The following is a 15891-nucleotide window of genomic DNA, read 5'->3' as shown; positions in this document are numbered from 1 at the left end:
TTTGCGCACACGGCCGTGTGACTCGTTGCGACAAGCTGAAGAAGGCGGTGGCGCGCACCCCCTTCACAAGGGACGTTGCCCGCGTGAGCTGCCGGAAACCGTCGGGCGGGCGCCGGGTCGCGGGCAGCGTCCGACGTCAGGGCGCGCGCCGGGGCACGGAAAACCGGTGTGGCTCGTACACGTTGCCCGGTGCGCGGGGCGGGACGCCGGAGCACCCGGCGGGGCCGGGGCGGTCCGGGGGCAGGCGTCCGCCGCGCCGCAACCGACGGAACCGGCCGAAATTCGGCCGGTCCGCGAGGTGGGGGCGGTCGGTCCGCACGGTGGGGCCGCCGGAAGCGGGAGCGCGGGCTACTTGATGCCGAGTTCCTCGCACGCCGCGCGGTACTTCGCCGTGCAGATCTCCTCCACCGAGTAGATGCCGTCCTCGACGACCGTCGACTCGATGGTGTTGCGGGTCAGGGAAGTGACCTGGACGAGGCTGGCGGGGATGCTCTTGTCGGTGGGGCTGGAGACCCGGTCGGGGGTGAGCGAGTCGAACTCGATGCCGTAGCCGCGGACACGGGCCACGGCGATCTCGGCGGCGGCCTCCGCCTCCTCGGGGTACGGCTTGTAGACGCTCATGAACTGCTCGCCGGCGAGGACGCGCTGCACCGCGTCCAGTTCGGCGTCCTGGCCGGTGATGGGCGGCAGCTTGGTGGCGCCCGCGGCCTTGAGCGCGGAGATGATGCCGCCCGCCATGCCGTCGTTGGCGGAGTACACCCCGGCGATGTTGTCGATGCCGATGGACGAGATGGCCGCCATCATGTTGGCGCGCGCGTTGGCCGGCTTCCAGTCCTTCGTGTCGTACGTCTTGGCGATGGTGACCTTGTTCCTCAGCTCGCTGAGGGCGGCCGACTTGAACTGGGCGGCGTTCGGGTCCGTCACCGCGCCGTTCATCATGACGATCTTCTGGGTCTTGTCGCCGTCCAGCCGGTCGGCGAGCGCCCGGCCCTGCACCTGCCCGACCTCCTCGTTGTCGAACGAGATGTACGCGTCGATCGGGCCCTCGGCCAGCCGGTCGTACGCGATGACGGGAATTCCGGCTTTCTTGGCCTTTCTCACACCGGCGGCGATCGCATTGGAGTCCACGGCGTCCACCATCAGCACGTCGACCTTGTCGTCCACCATTTTCTGCAGTTGCCGGCTCTGTTCGGAGGCGTCCTGCTCGGCATTCGCGTAGACGACCTTCCCCTTGCCGTCCGTGAGCGTGCCGACCTTCTTCTTGATGATGGGGTAGTCGAACTTCTCGTAACGGGAGTTCGCCTTCTCCGGCAGCAGCAGGCCCACCGTGATGTCGTCGCCCTTGGTGGGGCTCGCTTCGGCTCCGTCGTCACCGCTCCCGCACGCGGCGAGGGTCAGGGTCATGGAGCAGACGGTCATGGCCAGGGCGGTACGACGTGTGGCGCGTTTCACTTCAGGTGCCTTCCGTACGAGGGCGACAGTGCGGGCCCAGGTGACAAAAAGCCAACGCGGGGGTTCTCGGGGCGTCAAGGAGTAACTGCTAACGACCTCGCAACAGAAGCCTGTGAAGAGACGGGGCCGAAGTCGGGCGGATGCGTGGAGTGAGAATCCACACCACCCGCGCACTTCCCTCACTCCCCCCTTCGTGGCGCGTTCGCCCCCTCGCACGACAGACGCGACAGAAGCTCTTGAATGAGGGTGAAAGATGGCAGAACACCACGTCCGGGTCAGCATGAGTACCTGATCGGCGGCGCACGGATTGCGGTGGGACGGCTCCCGGATCTTGCTGGGACCAGACAACCCGTTCCGACCACGTTCCGACCGTCTCCTCCTTCACCACGGAGTTCTCATGCGCGCTTTCTCCCGGTCCCTCATAACTGCGCTGGCCGCGGGCTGCCTCGCCCTGACGGCAGGCACGTCCGCGGCGGCCGCCCCCCGGCCCGCGCCCGATCCGGTCCCTGCCGCCTGCGCCGTCGACTGGGCCGAGCTGGCCGGGATCACGGGCACCGGCACCCTGCAGGAGGCGATCGTCGCCTGCGTCGAGGCCTATACGGAACGCGACCTCGACAGCTGGCTCCAGACCCCGCCGAAACCGCCCGCAGAGCAGCAGGAACAGGGGCAGGAAAAGGAGGACTGGACGGGGGCCGACTCCGGGAATTGGGCGACCAACCTGTCCTGCGATCTGGCCGAACTCTTCCAGGAGCCCACGGCATGCCGGCCGTCGGACTCCGTGACGCGAACTCCGTGATCCGAACTCCGTGACGCTGCGATAAAGCCTTCTCGCAGCTTCTCGCACGTTCTCGGGCCTTCTCGCATTCCGAGAATACGGATTCTCGAATCCTCGAATCCCACCTGGGCCGGCGGACCGTCGCGGAAGGGGGCTGCGGGAGGGGGCTTGGGCTACCGTCTGTCCCAGCCCGCTCCCGTTCCCCCGCCCCCGCTCCAGGTGAGGTCCGCGATGCGAAAGATCGTCCTGAGCATGTCCGTCTCCCTCGACGGTTTCTTCGAGGGCCCGAACCGCGAGATCGACTGGCATCTGATCAGCGACGAACTGCACCGGCACCTCAACGAACGCATCGGCACCCTGGGCGGCTTCCTGACCGGCCGCGTCTCCCACGAACTGATGGCGGAGTACTGGCCCACCGCCGACCAGGACCCCGACGCCCCGGAGCCCGTCCGCGCGTTCGCCGAGATCTGGCGGACCATGCCGAAGATCGTCTACTCACGCACGCTGGACAAGGCCGACTGGAACGCGACCGTCGTACGGGAGGTGGCGCCCGATGTCATCAGGGCGCTCAAGGAGCAGCCGGGCGGGGACCTCGCGGTCGGCGGGGCGGAACTGGCGGCGGAGTTCCGGCGCCACGACCTGATCGACGAGTACCTGATCTACGTACACCCGGTGCTCCTCGGACACGGCCGCCCCCTCTTCCGCGACACCGACGCGCTCGCTCACCTGCGCCTGGTCGAGTCCCGCAGCTTCGACAACGGGGTGGTGCTGCTGCACTACACGCGCGAGGGCGCGGAACGGGCCGCGCGGACACGGGCGGAGTCCGTCTGAGCCGACTCCCCTCAGCCGCCCCGGGTCGTCCTCAACCGCCCTCGTCCGAGGGGTGTTCGTGGCCCCGCGGGCGTTCGGGGAAGGGGAGGAGGCGGGCCGGTGGCCGGTCCGGGCCCACCAGGTCCTCCTGTCCGGACGCCCTGGCGTGTTCCTCCCAGCCCGCGCGGAACCAGCTCAGCTGATGCCGCTGCAACTCCTCCTCGGTGAGCACGCGGACGCCGTCCGGGCCCGCGGCCCGCACCTTTTCGGCCAGTACGCCGAGGAGTTCGCCCACGGTCTCCACGACGTCGGCGACGCTCTCGGCCTCGGCCCCACGGCCGCCTCCCGGTTCACCCATGTCGTGCTCCGTTCCCTCCGCCGTCAAGCGCCCTCCGGCAGGAACTGCCGTGCCACCCTGGCGAACAGTTCCCGCAGTTCGGGCGGGACCCCCATCCGGCAGGCCGCCTCCTCGGGGCTGAGCCACAAGGACTCCTCCCCGTCCACGGGGCGGCCCGCGCCCGTGAGCGGCAGATCGTCCTCGGTCAGCCGGCCCGAGCGGATGAGCATCTCCCGCAGGGGGACGCCGAGTACGGCCGCGATGCGCCGCATCGTCTCCAGGTCGGGCATGGACTGCCGCTGGAGCAGCCTGCTCACGGCGGCCCGGTGCACCCCGGCGTCGTCGGCCAGTTTCGAACGGCCGCCGCCGCGCGGGCTGTCGATGTCGTAGCCCCGGGCGCGCAGCAGCTCCTCGATCCAGCCGGCGAACTCCCGCAGCCCCGCGGCCCGGTACGTCTGATCCGTACGGGCCCCGGCCCGCGCGCTCGAAGCCATGTGTCGGCTCTCCCCTCGTCGCCGGGGCAGCGTATCGATCGCACACGCACCAGGACGTGTGCGCGCTCGCGCGTAACTGTGGAGATTTCGCAACTCTGCGTCACGTAAACGCGCTTGAGGCGCTGTCAGCACACCAGACCCCCACGGAACGTAATCACTTGCGTACGCGCTCGCAACATGCAACCCTGTCCGCTCGCTCGCAACTGTCGAACACATGTTCCCATACATGAGGAGGGGTTGCACGTGCACAACCCATCGTCCGAGGCCACCGTCACCGCACCCGGCACATCCGGCACACCCGGACCGCCGGACCGGCGCAGAGGGGCCGCCCGCGCCCGCTCGGGGATCGGCGGTGGCCGCCTGTGGCGCGACGGACGCGAGGTCACCCGATGAGCGGGGACCAGGCCGGGGCCGTGTGGATCGCCTCGCTCGTCCGCCGGTGGCCGGATCTCATCGACGAGTTGTCCCCCGCGGGCCGCGACGCACTGCGGGAACGGCACGGCGGCGGACCCGTCGGCGGTACGACCGCTCCGGTCCGTCTCCATGTCTCGGACGCCGTACGGGACATCACCGACGGGGTCGTCGAGCTGGAGGAGGCCGTGCGCGAACGGCTCGGTCTGCGCCCGGTGTCACCGGCTCCCGTACCGGTACGGCTGCGGCGTATCGCCGGGCTGCTGGACCGCATCGCCGCCGACCCGCTGCTGGCGCCGCACGTCGAGGACGAGACCCGGCGGATGGCCGCACGCTGCGCCCGCGCGCTCGGCGATCCGGAGCAGCTCGTACGGCTGCCCGGCCGCTGCCCCGTGTGCGACTGCGTCTCTCTGCGGGCGCTCCCGGAACGGGCCGAGATCAGATGCGTCAATCCCGCGTGCGGGCGGGTGCTGGGGGCCGAGCACTCATGAACGGAACGCCGCGCAGCACCCGGCACAGCACTCCGAACACCGCTTTGATCACGACCGAGTTGGCCGCCGACGAGGCCGGTGTCACGACCGCGACCATCCGCAAGTGGGTGCAGCGCGGGCATCTGCGGTCCGCGGGCAGCCAGGGGCGGCGACACCTCTTCCGCCTGGAGGACGTCTTCGCGGCCGAGCGGACGACGTACCGCGCCCGGCGCCCCGCAGGCCCGAACAGGCCTTTGGCATAAGCCGGTTGCACGTTCCGCCCGCCGGTGTCACATTGGACGCAGCGGCAGAGCTGCGCCCGGCGGACGGGCGGCGGACCTGCCGCTTCGTGTTGCCCGGAGACTCCGGTCCCCTGACATCCGGCCCTGACCCGTGCCCCCTGGCTCCTGCCCCCCTTCCCCCCTGACGTACGACGAACACCGGAGGTACCCGATGACGACGACCGAGACCGAGGAGGTCGTCCTGGAGCTGGAGCGCCTGCGTCGTGCGGTCGACGTCGGCTTCGCCACCACCCGGGGCGACCTCGCGCTCCTGCTCCACCGCGTCGAGCAGACCGACAAGGCCCTCGCCGAACACGAGGCCCGGATCGAGGCCCTGGAACGCACGCGCTGGCCGCTGCCGTCCCTGGCGGCGGCCACGTCGTGCCTGGCCCTGGCGCTCACGGTGTGGCAGACGACGGGCCGCTGACCACCTCCTGGCCGCGGCCGGCCGGTCACTGCTTGGCCCGCGGAGGTCCCGTGATCGCTTCCGTGATGACGAAGCCCTTGGCGGGGCCCTCGGGGACGGTGAGTTCGGTGCCGAAGGGCACGCGGTGGACTCCCACCCAGTCGGCCCGGTCGGGGCGGGGTTCGGTGAGGACGGTCACGGTGCCCTGGTCGTCGTGGGCGTCGATGACGACGTACACGGGGATGGCGGCGCGGGCGTACTCGCGGCGCTTCCTGACGCGGTCGCGCTCCTGGCGGGGCCCGTCCGGGGAGACGACGCCCGCGACCAGCCGGACGGCGGCCGCGGTGATGCCCACGCCGTCGGCGGTGACGTACCGCTCCGTGTCCCTGGGGACGATGAACAGGTCCGGTACCCATACGCAGCCCGCGTGCACGACGTTCGTGTCGTTCCGGGCGGCGAAGTCCCCGCCCTTCAGAAAGCCTCCCAGCGCCTCCTTGAGGAGGAAGACGGTCTGGCTGTGCGCGTAGCGGCCCGTGGGTGACACTTCGATGGCTCCTTCGACGATCTCGGCCCGGTAGCCCTCGGGGAGTTCCATGGCCTCCCATGCCTGCCACCGGACCTCGTCGAGGCCGGCCCCGTTCTCGGGCGGGCAGGGAGGCTCGGTCCTGGTCTCGGTCATGATCACAAGTGTCTCGCGAATACGGTCTCACCTGGGAAAACGCCGTCGATTCACCCGAACCGGCGAAGCAGAAACGACACACCGCGGCCGAGCCCTGACACGACCTGACACGACAGCAGGGCCCGGACCGCGATGCGCGGCCCGGACCCTGCTGTCTGTCCGTCTACCTGTCCGTCCGTCTACCTGTCCGTCCGTCCGAGCTGCGTCAGCTCTGTGCGCTGTCGTCGTCGTCCGACGTGCGGGCGGCCTCGGCCGCGGCTGCCTTCTCGCGCATCTTGCGCACCAGCTCCGCCTTCTGCTCGGCCGCGCCCTGCCGGTCGAGGTTGCGGTACGGGCCGTTGTTCGCCCGTTCGGTGCGGGACTGCTTCTTGCGCTGGCCGCCGCCCTGGCCCACGGGGTTGTTGATGTTCTTGCTGACGGTCACGGGTTCTCCCGGTGCTGATGTGAGGTGATCTACGGATTCGTCGGTGGGGGACGGGCGGCGACATCGAAGGACGTCAGCGGGGGCCCGTCACGCTCTCACTCGTAAATCGGCGTCTGGAAGAACATGCCGAGGACGTTACCCGGTCCCGTCGGCCCCGCACACCAGGATTTTCACCGCCCCGACGGGCACGACGGGGGCCTCACGCCCCGTCGACGTATCGTCGGTCCCTCGTCCAGCGTCTCCTCCACACCCTCCAGGGAGGCACACGTGCCCGAGCCCGACCGGCGGAAGCAGTCCTTCGGCGGTGCCGACGAGGCCTTCGCGCACCCCCGCCTCGCCGCCGTCTACGACCCGCTCGATCCCGATCGCGGCGACCTCGACGCGTACGTCCGTGTCGTCGCGGAGTTCGGGGCGCGCCGCGTGCTCGACATCGGGTGCGGGACCGGTGTGTTCGCGCTGCTGCTCGCCGGGCGCGGGATCGAGGTCGTCGGGGTCGATCCGGCGCGGGCGTCCCTCGACGTGGCCCGCGCGAAACCCGGCGGCGGGCAGGTGCGCTGGCTCCACGGGGACGCCACCACGCTCCCGCCCCTGCGCGTCGACCTCGCGACGATGACGGCGAACGTGGCCCAGCAGATCGTCGACGACCAGGCGTGGCAGGGCACCCTGCGGGGCGCCCACGATGCCCTGCGGCCCGGCGGGCATCTCGTCTTCGAGACCCGGGACCCGGCCCGGCGCGCCTGGGAGGAGTGGAACCGCGAGGCCACGTACGCCGTGACGGAGATCCCGGGCGTCGGCGCGGTCGAGAGCTGGGTCCAATTGGGCGAGGTCAGTGGGCAGTTGGTGTCCTTCCGGCACACCTATGTGTTCGCCGAGGACGGGCAGGAGCTGACGTCCGATTCGACGCTGCGCTTCCGCGAACGGCGGGAGATCGAGTCGGATCTGCGGGCCCAGGGTTATGTCGTACGGGACGTCCGCGACGCCCCCGACCGGCCGGGCCGCGAGTTCGTCTTCGTCGCGCAGCGGCCGGAAGCGGACTCCTGACCTCGGGCCATCAGGCCGGCTCGGTCGTCCCCCTCCGCGACCGGTACCGGCCGAAGCCCCACACGCCCAGCCCCACCAGCGCCGCCACCCCCACCGCGTACACCGGTAGCCACAGGGTCGTCGTCGCGGACAGGCAGTCGGCCACGGCCTCGTGGCTGCGGGTGTGCCGGGCCTGGGACAGGGACGCCGTGTCGCGGGCCGCCAGGTCGGCCAGTGCCGCTTCCGTGCGCATGCTCTCGTACGTGCCCAGCGCGGGACAGCCGGCGCGGGTGCCCGGCATCGGGAGCAGCCACTTCCAGCGTTGCAGCATCGGGGCCAGTGCGATCGCCGCGCACAGGCCGATGACCAGGGAGTACGCCGTCAGGTCGCGCAGATACGCGGATCGGGGGCCCGCTGTTCGCGTCGGCGGGCGGCAGGAGGAGACGATCACCGCGAGGAGCGTCACCCCGATGTACGTGGCGAACCACTGCCAGGAGCCCTGCGCGAGCGCGAAGGCCAGGACCGCGGAGAGGCCGATGCCGGCCGTTCCCGCCCGGCCGGCGGCGTCCTGGGCGGCTTCGGGACGGTGGTCGGGATGGTCCACGGGGATCTCCTCGCTCGGGCGATCCCCAGCGTCCAGGCATCCGGCCCCGGCGCCCCGCAGCCATCCCGGGGCGCACCGAGAACCGGCCCGGTTGGCCGCTTCTCGGGAGAAGGCGAAGGGGCCCGGAGGTTCGTGGTGAACCTCCGGGCCCCTCGGCGTGCATGACTGCGCGTCCGGCTCAGTCCGTCGGCGGGCGCTTGGGGCGCCACACCACCAGCGCGCTCGTCTGCTGGACCTCCTGGTACGGAACCAGGTCGCGGCGGTACGAGGCGTGCACCGCGGCCTCGCGCTGCTGCATGGTCGCCGCCGCGCCCTCCAGGGCCGACGACAGTTCCGCGACCCGGGACTGGAGTGCGGCGACCTGGTTCTCCAGCTCGATGATGCGTTTGATGCCGGCGAGGTTGATGCCCTCGTCCTGCGACAACTGCTGGACGGTGCGCAGCAGTTCGATGTCGCGGGCCGAGTAGCGCCGGCCGCGCCCGGCCGTGCGGTCCGGGGAGACCAGGCCGAGGCGGTCGTACTGACGCAGCGTCTGCGGGTGCAGACCGGAGAGCTGGGCGGCCACCGAGATGACGTACACCGGTGTCTCTTCCGTCAGCTCGTAGGCCCTGCCGGTGAAGGAGTTCTGCCGACGGCGTCCGGGTGCGTCCATGGTGTCCTCATGCTCCCTTCGCGGCCTGGAACAGCTCAGCCCGCGGATCCTCCTCCGCGGTCGCCTCGCGATACGCCTCCAGCGCGTCACGAGCCTTCCCCGTCAGGTCCGCCGGGACACTCACCTCGACGGTGACCAACAGGTCCCCGCGCGAGCCGTCCTTGCGGACCGCGCCCTTGCCGCGGGCCCGCATCGTACGGCCGTTGGGGGTGCCCGGCGGCAGCTTCAGGGTGACCGGAGGCCCCCCGAGCGTGGGCACGCGGACCTCGCCGCCCAGTGCCGCCTCCGTGAAGGTGACGGGCACGGTGACGGTGAGGTTGTCGCCCTTGCGGCCGAAGACCGGATGTGTGTCCACGTGCACCGTGACGTACAGGTCGCCCGACGGGCCGCCCCGTTCGCCCGGCGCGCCCTTGCCGCGGAGCCGGATGCGCTGGCTGTCCGACACCCCGGCGGGGATACGGACCTGCATGGTCCGGGACGACTTGGCGCGTCCCGAGCCACTGCAGACCGCGCAGGCGTGCTCCGCGATCAGGCCGCGGCCCTTGCAGTCGGGGCACGGGTCGGTCAGCGAGAACCCGCCGCCCGAACCGCGCGCCACCTGGCCGGTGCCGACGCAGGTCGGGCACACGCGCGGTGTGCCGTTCTTGTCGCCGGTGCCCGAACAGGCCTTGCAGGGCGACTGCGAGGTCATCCGCAGCGGGACGGTCGCCCCGTCCACGGCCTCCGTGAAGCTGAGCGTGACCTCGGTGTCGATGTCCTGGCCGCGCCGCGGCTGCGTCCGGGCACCGGGGCCCGCACCGCCGCGGTTGAAGAGTCCGCCGAAGACGTCCCCTATGCCGCCGCCGAAGCCGCCGGCCCCGCCCTGCGGACCGGCACCGCCCGCTCCGCCCTGGGGGCCGCCTCCGAAGAGGTCCCCCAGGTCGAAGTTGAAGGAGCCGCCCGAACCGCCCGGGCCGGGACGGAAGCCGCCGTTGCCGAAGAGGGTGCGGGCCTCGTCGTACTCCTTGCGCTTCTTGGGGTCCCCGAGGATGTCGTTCGCCTCGGAGATCTCCTTGAAGCGCTCCTCGGCGCGCGCGTTCCCCTTGTTGGCGTCCGGGTGGAACTCGCGGGCGAGTTTGCGGTACGCCTTCTTGATCTCGGCCTCGGTGGCGTCCTTGGGGACGCCGAGGACCTTGTAGTAGTCCTTCTCGATGAAGTCCTTGGTGCTCATCCTCGACGCCCCTCCTTCCGTACGCCACCGTCACGTACGCGCTCGACGTTCTCCGTGCCAAGGGGCGCGCGTACGCCCTGTTTCACGTCAGCCCTCGTCCGGGCCACCGCTCTCCTTGTCGTCGGCCGCCGCGGTCCCCGCATCCGTCTCGTCGCCCTTGACGGGCTGCGCTCCCGGCTGCGGCTCGGCGACCGCCACCCGCGCGGGGCGGATGGTGCGCTCGCCGAAGCGATACCCCGGCTGCAGAATCGCCACGCACGTCGTCTCCGTGACGTCCGGCGCGTACGAGTGCATCAGGGCCTCGTGGATCATCGGGTCGAAGGGCTCGCCCTCCTTGCCGAACTGCTGCAGGCCCATCTTGGCCGCGACGGTCTCCAGCGACTCGGCCACCGACTTGAAACCGCCGAGCAGTTCGCCGTGTTCCCGCGCGCGGCCGATGTCGTCAAGCACGGGCAGGAGCTCGGTCAGGAGGCTCGCGATGGCGAGTTCCTTGACCGCGATCCGGTCGCGCTCGACCCGGCGGCGGTAGTTCTGGTACTCGGCCTGGAGCCGCTGGACGTCCGCCGTACGTTCGTTGAGCGCCGTACGCACCTGGTCCAGCTGGGCCGTCAGGCCTGCGATCTGGGCTGCTGACTGAGCTGCTGCCGTGTCCCCGGCCGGGGCCGCCCCGTCCTCCGCGGAGGAGGGGGCGGCCTTCGGCTCGGCGTCTTCAGGGGTGGCGCCGGAGGGGACGTCGGGCTGCTCGTCGAAGCCCGGGGTCTCCTCCGTCACGCGGCACCGTCCTTGCGGTCACGGTCCTCGTCGACGATCTCGGCGTCGACGACGTCGTCGTCGGCGGCCTTGGCACCGGCGTCCGGGCCGGCGCCCGGGGCCTCGGCACCGGCTCCACCCTGAGCGGCCTGGGCGTCGGCGTACATCGCCTGGCCCAGCTTCTGGGAGACGGCGGCGACCTTCTCGGTGGCCGTACGGATCTCGGCGGTGTCCTCGCCCTTGAGCGCGGCCTTCAGCTCCTCGACGCTCGTCTCGACCTCGGTCTTGACGTCGCCGGGGACCTTGTCCTCGTTGTCCTTGAGGAACTTCTCCGTCTGGTAGACGAGCTGCTCGCCCTGGTTGCGGGCCTCGGCCGCCTCGCGGCGGCGGTGGTCCTCGTCCGCGTACTGCTCGGCCTCCTGGCGCATGCGGTCGACCTCGTCCTTCGGCAGCGAGGAGCCGCCGGTGACGGTCATCTTCTGCTCCTTGCCCGTGCCGAGGTCCTTCGCGGTCACGTGCATGATGCCGTTGGCGTCGATGTCGAACGCGACCTCGATCTGCGGCACGCCGCGCGGGGCCGGCGGCAGACCGGTCAGCTCGAACATCCCGAGCTTCTTGTTGTACGCCGCGATCTCGCGCTCGCCCTGGTAGACCTGGATCTGGACGGACGGCTGGTTGTCCTCGGCCGTCGTGAAGATCTCGGACCGCTTGGTCGGGATCGTGGTGTTGCGCTCGATGAGCTTGGTCATGATCCCTCCCTTGGTCTCGATACCGAGGGACAGCGGGGTCACGTCGAGGAGCAGGACGTCCTTGACCTCACCCTTGAGGACACCGGCCTGCAGGGCGGCGCCGATGGCGACGACCTCGTCCGGGTTGACGCCCTTGTTGGCGTCCTGGCCGCCGGTGAGCTCCTTGACGAGCTCGGCCACGGCGGGCATACGGGTGGAGCCACCGACGAGGACGACGTGGTCGATCTCGGACAGCTGGATGCCGGCGTCCTTGATGACGTTGTGGAACGGCGTCTTGCAGCGCTCCAGCAGGTCGGCCGTGAGCTGCTGGAACTGGGCGCGCGTGAGCTTCTCGTCCAGGTGCAGCGGGCCCTCGGCGGAGGCCGTGATGTAGGGCAGGTTGATCGAGGTCTCCGTGGAGGAGGACAGCTCGATCTTGGCCTTCTCGGCGGCCTCGCGGAGACGCTGGAGGGCCATCTTGTCCTTGCCCAGGTCCACACCGTGGCCGGACGCGAACTGCTTCACCAGGTAGTCGACGACCCGCTGGTCCCAGTCGTCACCACCGAGGTGGTTGTCGCCGTTGGTGGCCTTCACCTCGACGACGCCGTCGCCGATCTCCAGGAGGGACACGTCGAACGTGCCGCCACCGAGGTCGAAGACGAGGATCGTCTGGTCGTCCTTGTCGAGGCCGTACGCCAGGGCCGCGGCGGTCGGCTCGTTCACGATGCGCAGGACGTTCAGGCCCGCGATCTCGCCGGCCTCCTTCGTCGCCTGGCGCTCGGAGTCGTTGAAGTACGCCGGGACGGTGATGACCGCGTCGGCCACCTTCTCGCCCAGGTACGCCTCGGCGTCGCGCTTCAGCTTCTGCAGGATGAAGGCGCTCATCTGCTGCGGGTTGAAGTGCTTGCCGTCGAGCTCGATCTTCCAGTCCGTGCCCATGTGACGCTTGACCGACCTGATGGTCCGGTCCACGTTCGTGACCGCCTGGCGCTTCGCGACCTCGCCGACGAGCACCTCGCCGTTCTTGGCGAAGGCGACGACGGACGGCGTGGTCCTGGCGCCCTCGGCGTTGGTGATGACGGTGGGCTCACCGCCCTCCAGAACGCTGACGACGGAGTTAGTCGTGCCCAGGTCGATGCCGACCGCACGTGCCATTTCAATTCCTCCAGCAATGACTTGAGTGGAACGGACTCAAGTGTGCATGACGCTTGCCGCGTGGTCAACAGAGGTGAGTCGTGGGGGCTCAACTCTTATCTCTTGCTTACGCGCACATTGCCCTCTGACCTGCGGTCCGCTCGGCTGTGACGGCCCTTGAAACTGCGTCCCGCCGTGGTTGGGTGCGGGTGCGTGGGGGCTGAGCGCGCAGTTCCCCGCGCCCCCGAAAACTGCGTCCCGCCGTGGTTGGGTGCGGGTGCGTGGGGGCTGAGCGCGCAGTTCCCCGCGCCCCCGAAAACTGCGTCCCGCCGTGGTTGGGTGCGGGTGCGTGGGGGCTGAGCGCGCAGTTCCCCGCGCCCCCGAAAACTGCGTCCCGCCGTGGTTGGGTGCGGGTGCGTGGGGGCTGAGCGCGCAGTTCCCCGCGCCCCTGAAAAGCGGGGCTGCGCCCCTGCTTTTCGTCTTTTGGGGGCGCGGGGAACTGCGCGGCCCGCCCCCACCGGGGCCGCACCCGACAGACGAGCCCGGCCGCCCCGCCACGCGTACCCAGGTATGCCTCAGCGACGCAGATCACCGTGCTGCTGACTACAGTGCGGTCATAGGAATGGGTAGTCTCGTAGGACTGCGTAAGCTACCGCTCAGTAATGACCCTCGCAGGCCCGAGGAGCCCCGAAATGCAACTCGCCGCGATCATCGTGTCGCTGGTCCTGACCGTGGTCGGCGTCGCGCTCATCGCACGCGCCATCGGCCAGTTCGTCCGGTACTTCAAGCTCGGCCAGCCGGTACCCGCCGGAACCCGCACCGACAATCCGTACCAGCGCAGTGTCACGCTGGTGAAGGAATTCCTCGGTCACACCCGGATGAACCGGTGGGGCATCGTCGGCTTCGCCCACTGGTTCGTGGCCATCGGCTTCCTGACGCTGCCGCCCACCCTCGTCCAGGCCTTCGGCCAGCTCTTCCAGGCCGACTGGGTGCTGCCGATCATCGGCGGGTTCCTGCCGTTCGAGCTCTACATCGAGTTCATCGGCGTGATGACGATCCTGGGCATCGCCGTCCTCATGGCGATCCGGCTGCTGAGCCTGCCCTCCCGGGCCGGCCGCAAGTCCCGTTTCGCGGGCTCCAAGTCGGGCCAGGCCTACTTCGTCGAGTACGTCATCCTCACCATCGGCCTCGCCATCTACGTGCTGCGCGGCCTGGAGGGCGCGATCCACCACGTGGAGGGCTACGAGGCCGCGTACTTCGCCTCGTACCCGCTGGTGCTGGCCTTCAAGGGCCTCGGCCTGAGCACGCTGCAGAACCTGGTCTACCTCGTCGCGACGATCAAGATCGGCACGTCCTTCGTGTGGATGATCGTCGTCTCGCTCAACACCAACATGGGTGTCGCCTGGCACCGCTTCCTCGCCTTCCCGAACATCTGGTTCAAGCGGGAGGCGGACGGTGGCACCGCCCTGGGCGGCCTCCAGCCCATGACCTCCGGCGGCAAGCCGATCGACTTCACCGACCCCGGTGACGACGACGTCTTCGGTGTCAGCCAGGTGGAGCAGTTCTCCTGGAAGGGCCTGCTGGACTTCTCCACCTGCACCGAGTGCGGCCGCTGCCAGTCGCAGTGCCCCGCCTGGAACACCGGCAAGCCGCTCTCCCCGAAGCTGCTGATCATGTCGCTGCGCGACCACGCGCACGCCAAGGCCCCCTACCTGCTGGCCGGTGGCGGCAAGGACATGGAGGGCGAGGAGAAAGCGACCGCGGAGCAGTTGAAGGACGTGCCCGCCGCCGCTCTCGCGGAAGCCGAGCGGCCGCTCATCGGGACCCTTGAGGAGAACGGGGTCATCGACCCCGACGTCCTGTGGTCCTGCACCACCTGCGGCGCCTGCGTCGAGCAGTGCCCCGTCGACATCGAGCACATCGACCACATCGTCGACATGCGCCGCTACCAGGTGATGATCGAGAGCGCGTTCCCGTCCGAGGCCGGGACGATGCTCAAGAACCTGGAGAAGAAGGGCAACCCCTGGGGGCTCGCCAAGAAGCAGCGCCTGGAGTGGACCAAGGAGGTCGACTTCGAGATCCCCGTCGTCGGACGGGACATCGAGGATCTGGCCGAGGTCGAGTACCTGTACTGGGTCGGCTGCGCCGGCGCCCTGGAGGACCGGGCCAAGAAGACCACCAAGGCCTTCGCCGAGCTGCTGCACATGGCGGGCGTGAAGTTCGCCATCATGGGCGGCGACGAGAAGTGCACCGGTGACTCCGCCCGCCGCCTCGGCAACGAGCCCCTGTTCCAGGAACTCGGCATGGAGAACGTCATGTCCCTCAACGCCGCCTTCGGTGAGGAGATGGACGACGACGGCAAGGTCACCGCGGAGTCGAGGAAGCCGAAGTCCGCGAAGAAGATCGTCGCGACCTGCCCGCACTGCCTCAACACCCTCGGCAACGAGTACCCGCAGCTCGGCGGCGACTACGAGGTCATCCACCACACCCAGCTGCTCCAGCACCTGATCGACGAGGGCAAGCTGGTGCCGGTGACGCCGGTCGACGGCCTCATCACCTACCACGACCCGTGCTACCTGGGCCGGCACAACAAGATCTACACGCCCCCGCGCGAGATCATGTCCGCCGTCCCCGGCCTGCGCCAGCAGGAGATGCACCGCCACAAGGAGCGCGGCTTCTGCTGCGGCGCGGGTGGTGCGCGGATGTGGATGGAGGAGCGGATCGGCAAGCGCATCAACAACGAGCGTGTGGATGAGGCGCTGTCCCTCAACCCCGACATCGTCTCGACCGCCTGCCCGTTCTGCCTCGTCATGCTGACCGACTCGGTCAACGGCAAGAAGAACGACGGCAAGGCCAAGGAGTCCGTGCAGGTCGTGGACGTGGCCCAGCTGCTGCTCGACTCGGTCAAGACCCTCCCGGAGGAGCCTCCGGCGGGTGCGGCCGAGGCGGAGAGCGAGCCGCAGCCGGAACCGGTCAAGTAGCGATCCGGAACGAGCGGTCCCCTGCCGGGAGATGGCGGGGGGCCGCTCGTTTCGTTCTCGGCCGACCGCCGGTGGGGGCCGTTCGCGCAGTTCCCCGCGCCCCTAAAAGCGGCTGGCTGCCGGTCAGATGTCCTCGGGCGGTCTCACGGGCCCAAAAGCGGCCGACCGCCGGTGGGGGCCGTTCGCGCAGTTCCCCGCGCCCCTAAAAGCGGCGGGGCGCCGGTCAGATGTCGTCGGGCGGTTTCGCGGGGCTGAAAGCGGCGCGCTGCCGGT

At 70.1% G+C, this 15891-nt stretch carries 18 protein-coding genes; 8 read left to right on the top strand and 10 right to left on the bottom strand.

From position 1 onward, the window contains the following. Window positions 1-348: 348 nt before the first annotated feature. Window positions 349-1419 (bottom strand): substrate-binding domain-containing protein, encoded by a 1071-nt coding sequence (locus J8N05_RS07500; RefSeq protein WP_210890057.1) that lies wholly within the window; start codon window positions 1417-1419, stop codon window positions 349-351. 430 nt (window positions 1420-1849) lie between these two features. Between J8N05_RS07500 and J8N05_RS07495 the strand changes: the two genes are divergently transcribed. Both J8N05_RS07495 and J8N05_RS07490 read left to right on the top strand, forming a co-directional pair. Then, a complete protein-coding gene (locus J8N05_RS07495) occupies window positions 1850-2248 on the top strand; it encodes a hypothetical protein (protein WP_210881668.1) in 399 nt (132 codons plus the stop codon). Between the two features lie 210 nt (window positions 2249-2458). Continuing rightward, window positions 2459-3058 (top strand): dihydrofolate reductase family protein, encoded by a 600-nt coding sequence (locus J8N05_RS07490; RefSeq protein WP_210881667.1) that lies wholly within the window; start codon window positions 2459-2461, stop codon window positions 3056-3058. Window positions 3059-3089: 31 nt separating this feature from the next. On the opposite strand, the gene J8N05_RS07485 is transcribed toward J8N05_RS07490, so the two are convergent. Both J8N05_RS07485 and J8N05_RS07480 read right to left on the bottom strand, forming a co-directional pair. Next, entirely contained in the window at window positions 3090-3395 is a 306-nt protein-coding gene (locus J8N05_RS07485; protein ID WP_210881666.1) for a hypothetical protein, read from the bottom strand. A 23-nt stretch (window positions 3396-3418) separates the two neighbouring features. Continuing rightward, entirely contained in the window at window positions 3419-3868 is a 450-nt protein-coding gene (locus J8N05_RS07480) for a helix-turn-helix domain-containing protein (RefSeq protein WP_210881665.1), read from the bottom strand. Between the two features lie 243 nt (window positions 3869-4111). Here J8N05_RS07480 and J8N05_RS07475 point away from each other — a divergent pair, with 243 nt between their 5' ends. The 4 genes from J8N05_RS07475 (at window position 4112) to J8N05_RS07460 (ending at window position 5457) form a co-directional block, all read left to right on the top strand. Next, complete coding sequence (locus tag J8N05_RS07475) at window positions 4112-4261, top strand: hypothetical protein (RefSeq protein WP_210881664.1); 150 nt, start codon at window positions 4112-4114, stop codon at window positions 4259-4261. Beyond that, a complete protein-coding gene (locus J8N05_RS07470) occupies window positions 4258-4770 on the top strand; it encodes a hypothetical protein (protein WP_210881663.1) in 513 nt (170 codons plus the stop codon). The genes J8N05_RS07475 and J8N05_RS07470 overlap by 4 nt, the downstream gene beginning before the upstream one ends. Continuing rightward, window positions 4767-5012, top strand: coding sequence for a helix-turn-helix domain-containing protein (locus J8N05_RS07465; protein WP_210881662.1), 246 nt, complete (start codon window positions 4767-4769; stop codon window positions 5010-5012). The genes J8N05_RS07470 and J8N05_RS07465 overlap by 4 nt, the downstream gene beginning before the upstream one ends. A 190-nt stretch (window positions 5013-5202) precedes the next feature. Then, window positions 5203-5457 (top strand): hypothetical protein, encoded by a 255-nt coding sequence (locus tag J8N05_RS07460; protein WP_210881661.1) that lies wholly within the window; start codon window positions 5203-5205, stop codon window positions 5455-5457. 25 nt (window positions 5458-5482) lie between these two features. Here J8N05_RS07460 and J8N05_RS07455 read toward each other — a convergent pair whose 3' ends face one another. Beyond that, entirely contained in the window at window positions 5483-6115 is a 633-nt protein-coding gene (locus J8N05_RS07455; RefSeq protein WP_247706185.1) for a Uma2 family endonuclease, read from the bottom strand. 205 nt (window positions 6116-6320) lie between these two features. Then, on the bottom strand, window positions 6321-6539 hold the full coding sequence (locus J8N05_RS07450; protein ID WP_210881660.1) for a DUF6243 family protein: 219 nt from the start codon (window positions 6537-6539) through the stop codon (window positions 6321-6323). Between the two features lie 267 nt (window positions 6540-6806). On the opposite strand from J8N05_RS07450, the gene J8N05_RS07445 reads away from it, so the two are divergent. Continuing rightward, entirely contained in the window at window positions 6807-7580 is a 774-nt protein-coding gene (locus tag J8N05_RS07445) for a class I SAM-dependent methyltransferase (RefSeq protein WP_210881659.1), read from the top strand. Window positions 7581-7590: 10 nt separating this feature from the next. Here the strand turns inward: J8N05_RS07445 and J8N05_RS07440 are convergent, their stop codons facing one another. From J8N05_RS07440 to dnaK, 5 genes are all read right to left on the bottom strand, one after another. After that, window positions 7591-8163 carry a hypothetical protein gene (locus J8N05_RS07440; protein WP_247706184.1) on the bottom strand — a complete coding sequence of 191 codons (573 nt, stop codon included), beginning with the start codon at window positions 8161-8163 and terminating at the stop codon, window positions 7591-7593. A 178-nt stretch (window positions 8164-8341) separates the two neighbouring features. Further along, entirely contained in the window at window positions 8342-8815 is a 474-nt protein-coding gene (locus J8N05_RS07435) for a heat shock protein transcriptional repressor HspR (RefSeq protein WP_107018054.1), read from the bottom strand. A 7-nt stretch (window positions 8816-8822) separates the two neighbouring features. Next, window positions 8823-10025, bottom strand: a complete 1203-nt coding sequence (gene dnaJ / locus J8N05_RS07430) for a molecular chaperone DnaJ (RefSeq protein WP_210881658.1) — start codon at window positions 10023-10025, stop codon at window positions 8823-8825. A gap of 87 nt (window positions 10026-10112) precedes the next feature. Continuing rightward, window positions 10113-10796 carry a nucleotide exchange factor GrpE gene (gene grpE / locus J8N05_RS07425; protein ID WP_107018052.1) on the bottom strand — a complete coding sequence of 228 codons (684 nt, stop codon included), beginning with the start codon at window positions 10794-10796 and terminating at the stop codon, window positions 10113-10115. Continuing rightward, window positions 10793-12658 carry a molecular chaperone DnaK gene (gene dnaK, locus J8N05_RS07420; protein ID WP_107018051.1) on the bottom strand — a complete coding sequence of 622 codons (1866 nt, stop codon included), beginning with the start codon at window positions 12656-12658 and terminating at the stop codon, window positions 10793-10795. The genes grpE and dnaK overlap by 4 nt, the downstream gene beginning before the upstream one ends. Before the next feature lie 671 nt (window positions 12659-13329). Here dnaK and J8N05_RS07415 point away from each other — a divergent pair. Next, window positions 13330-15618, top strand: coding sequence for a heterodisulfide reductase-related iron-sulfur binding cluster (locus J8N05_RS07415; protein WP_210881657.1), 2289 nt, complete (start codon window positions 13330-13332; stop codon window positions 15616-15618). The last annotated feature ends 273 nt before the right edge of the window (window positions 15619-15891 follow it).

This window comes from Streptomyces liliiviolaceus, from assembly GCF_018070025.1.
GTDB classification, from domain to species: Bacteria; Actinomycetota; Actinomycetes; order Streptomycetales; family Streptomycetaceae; genus Streptomyces; species Streptomyces liliiviolaceus.
Note: the sequence above shows the minus strand (reverse complement) of the source record. Positions and strands in the feature narration are given on the sequence as shown.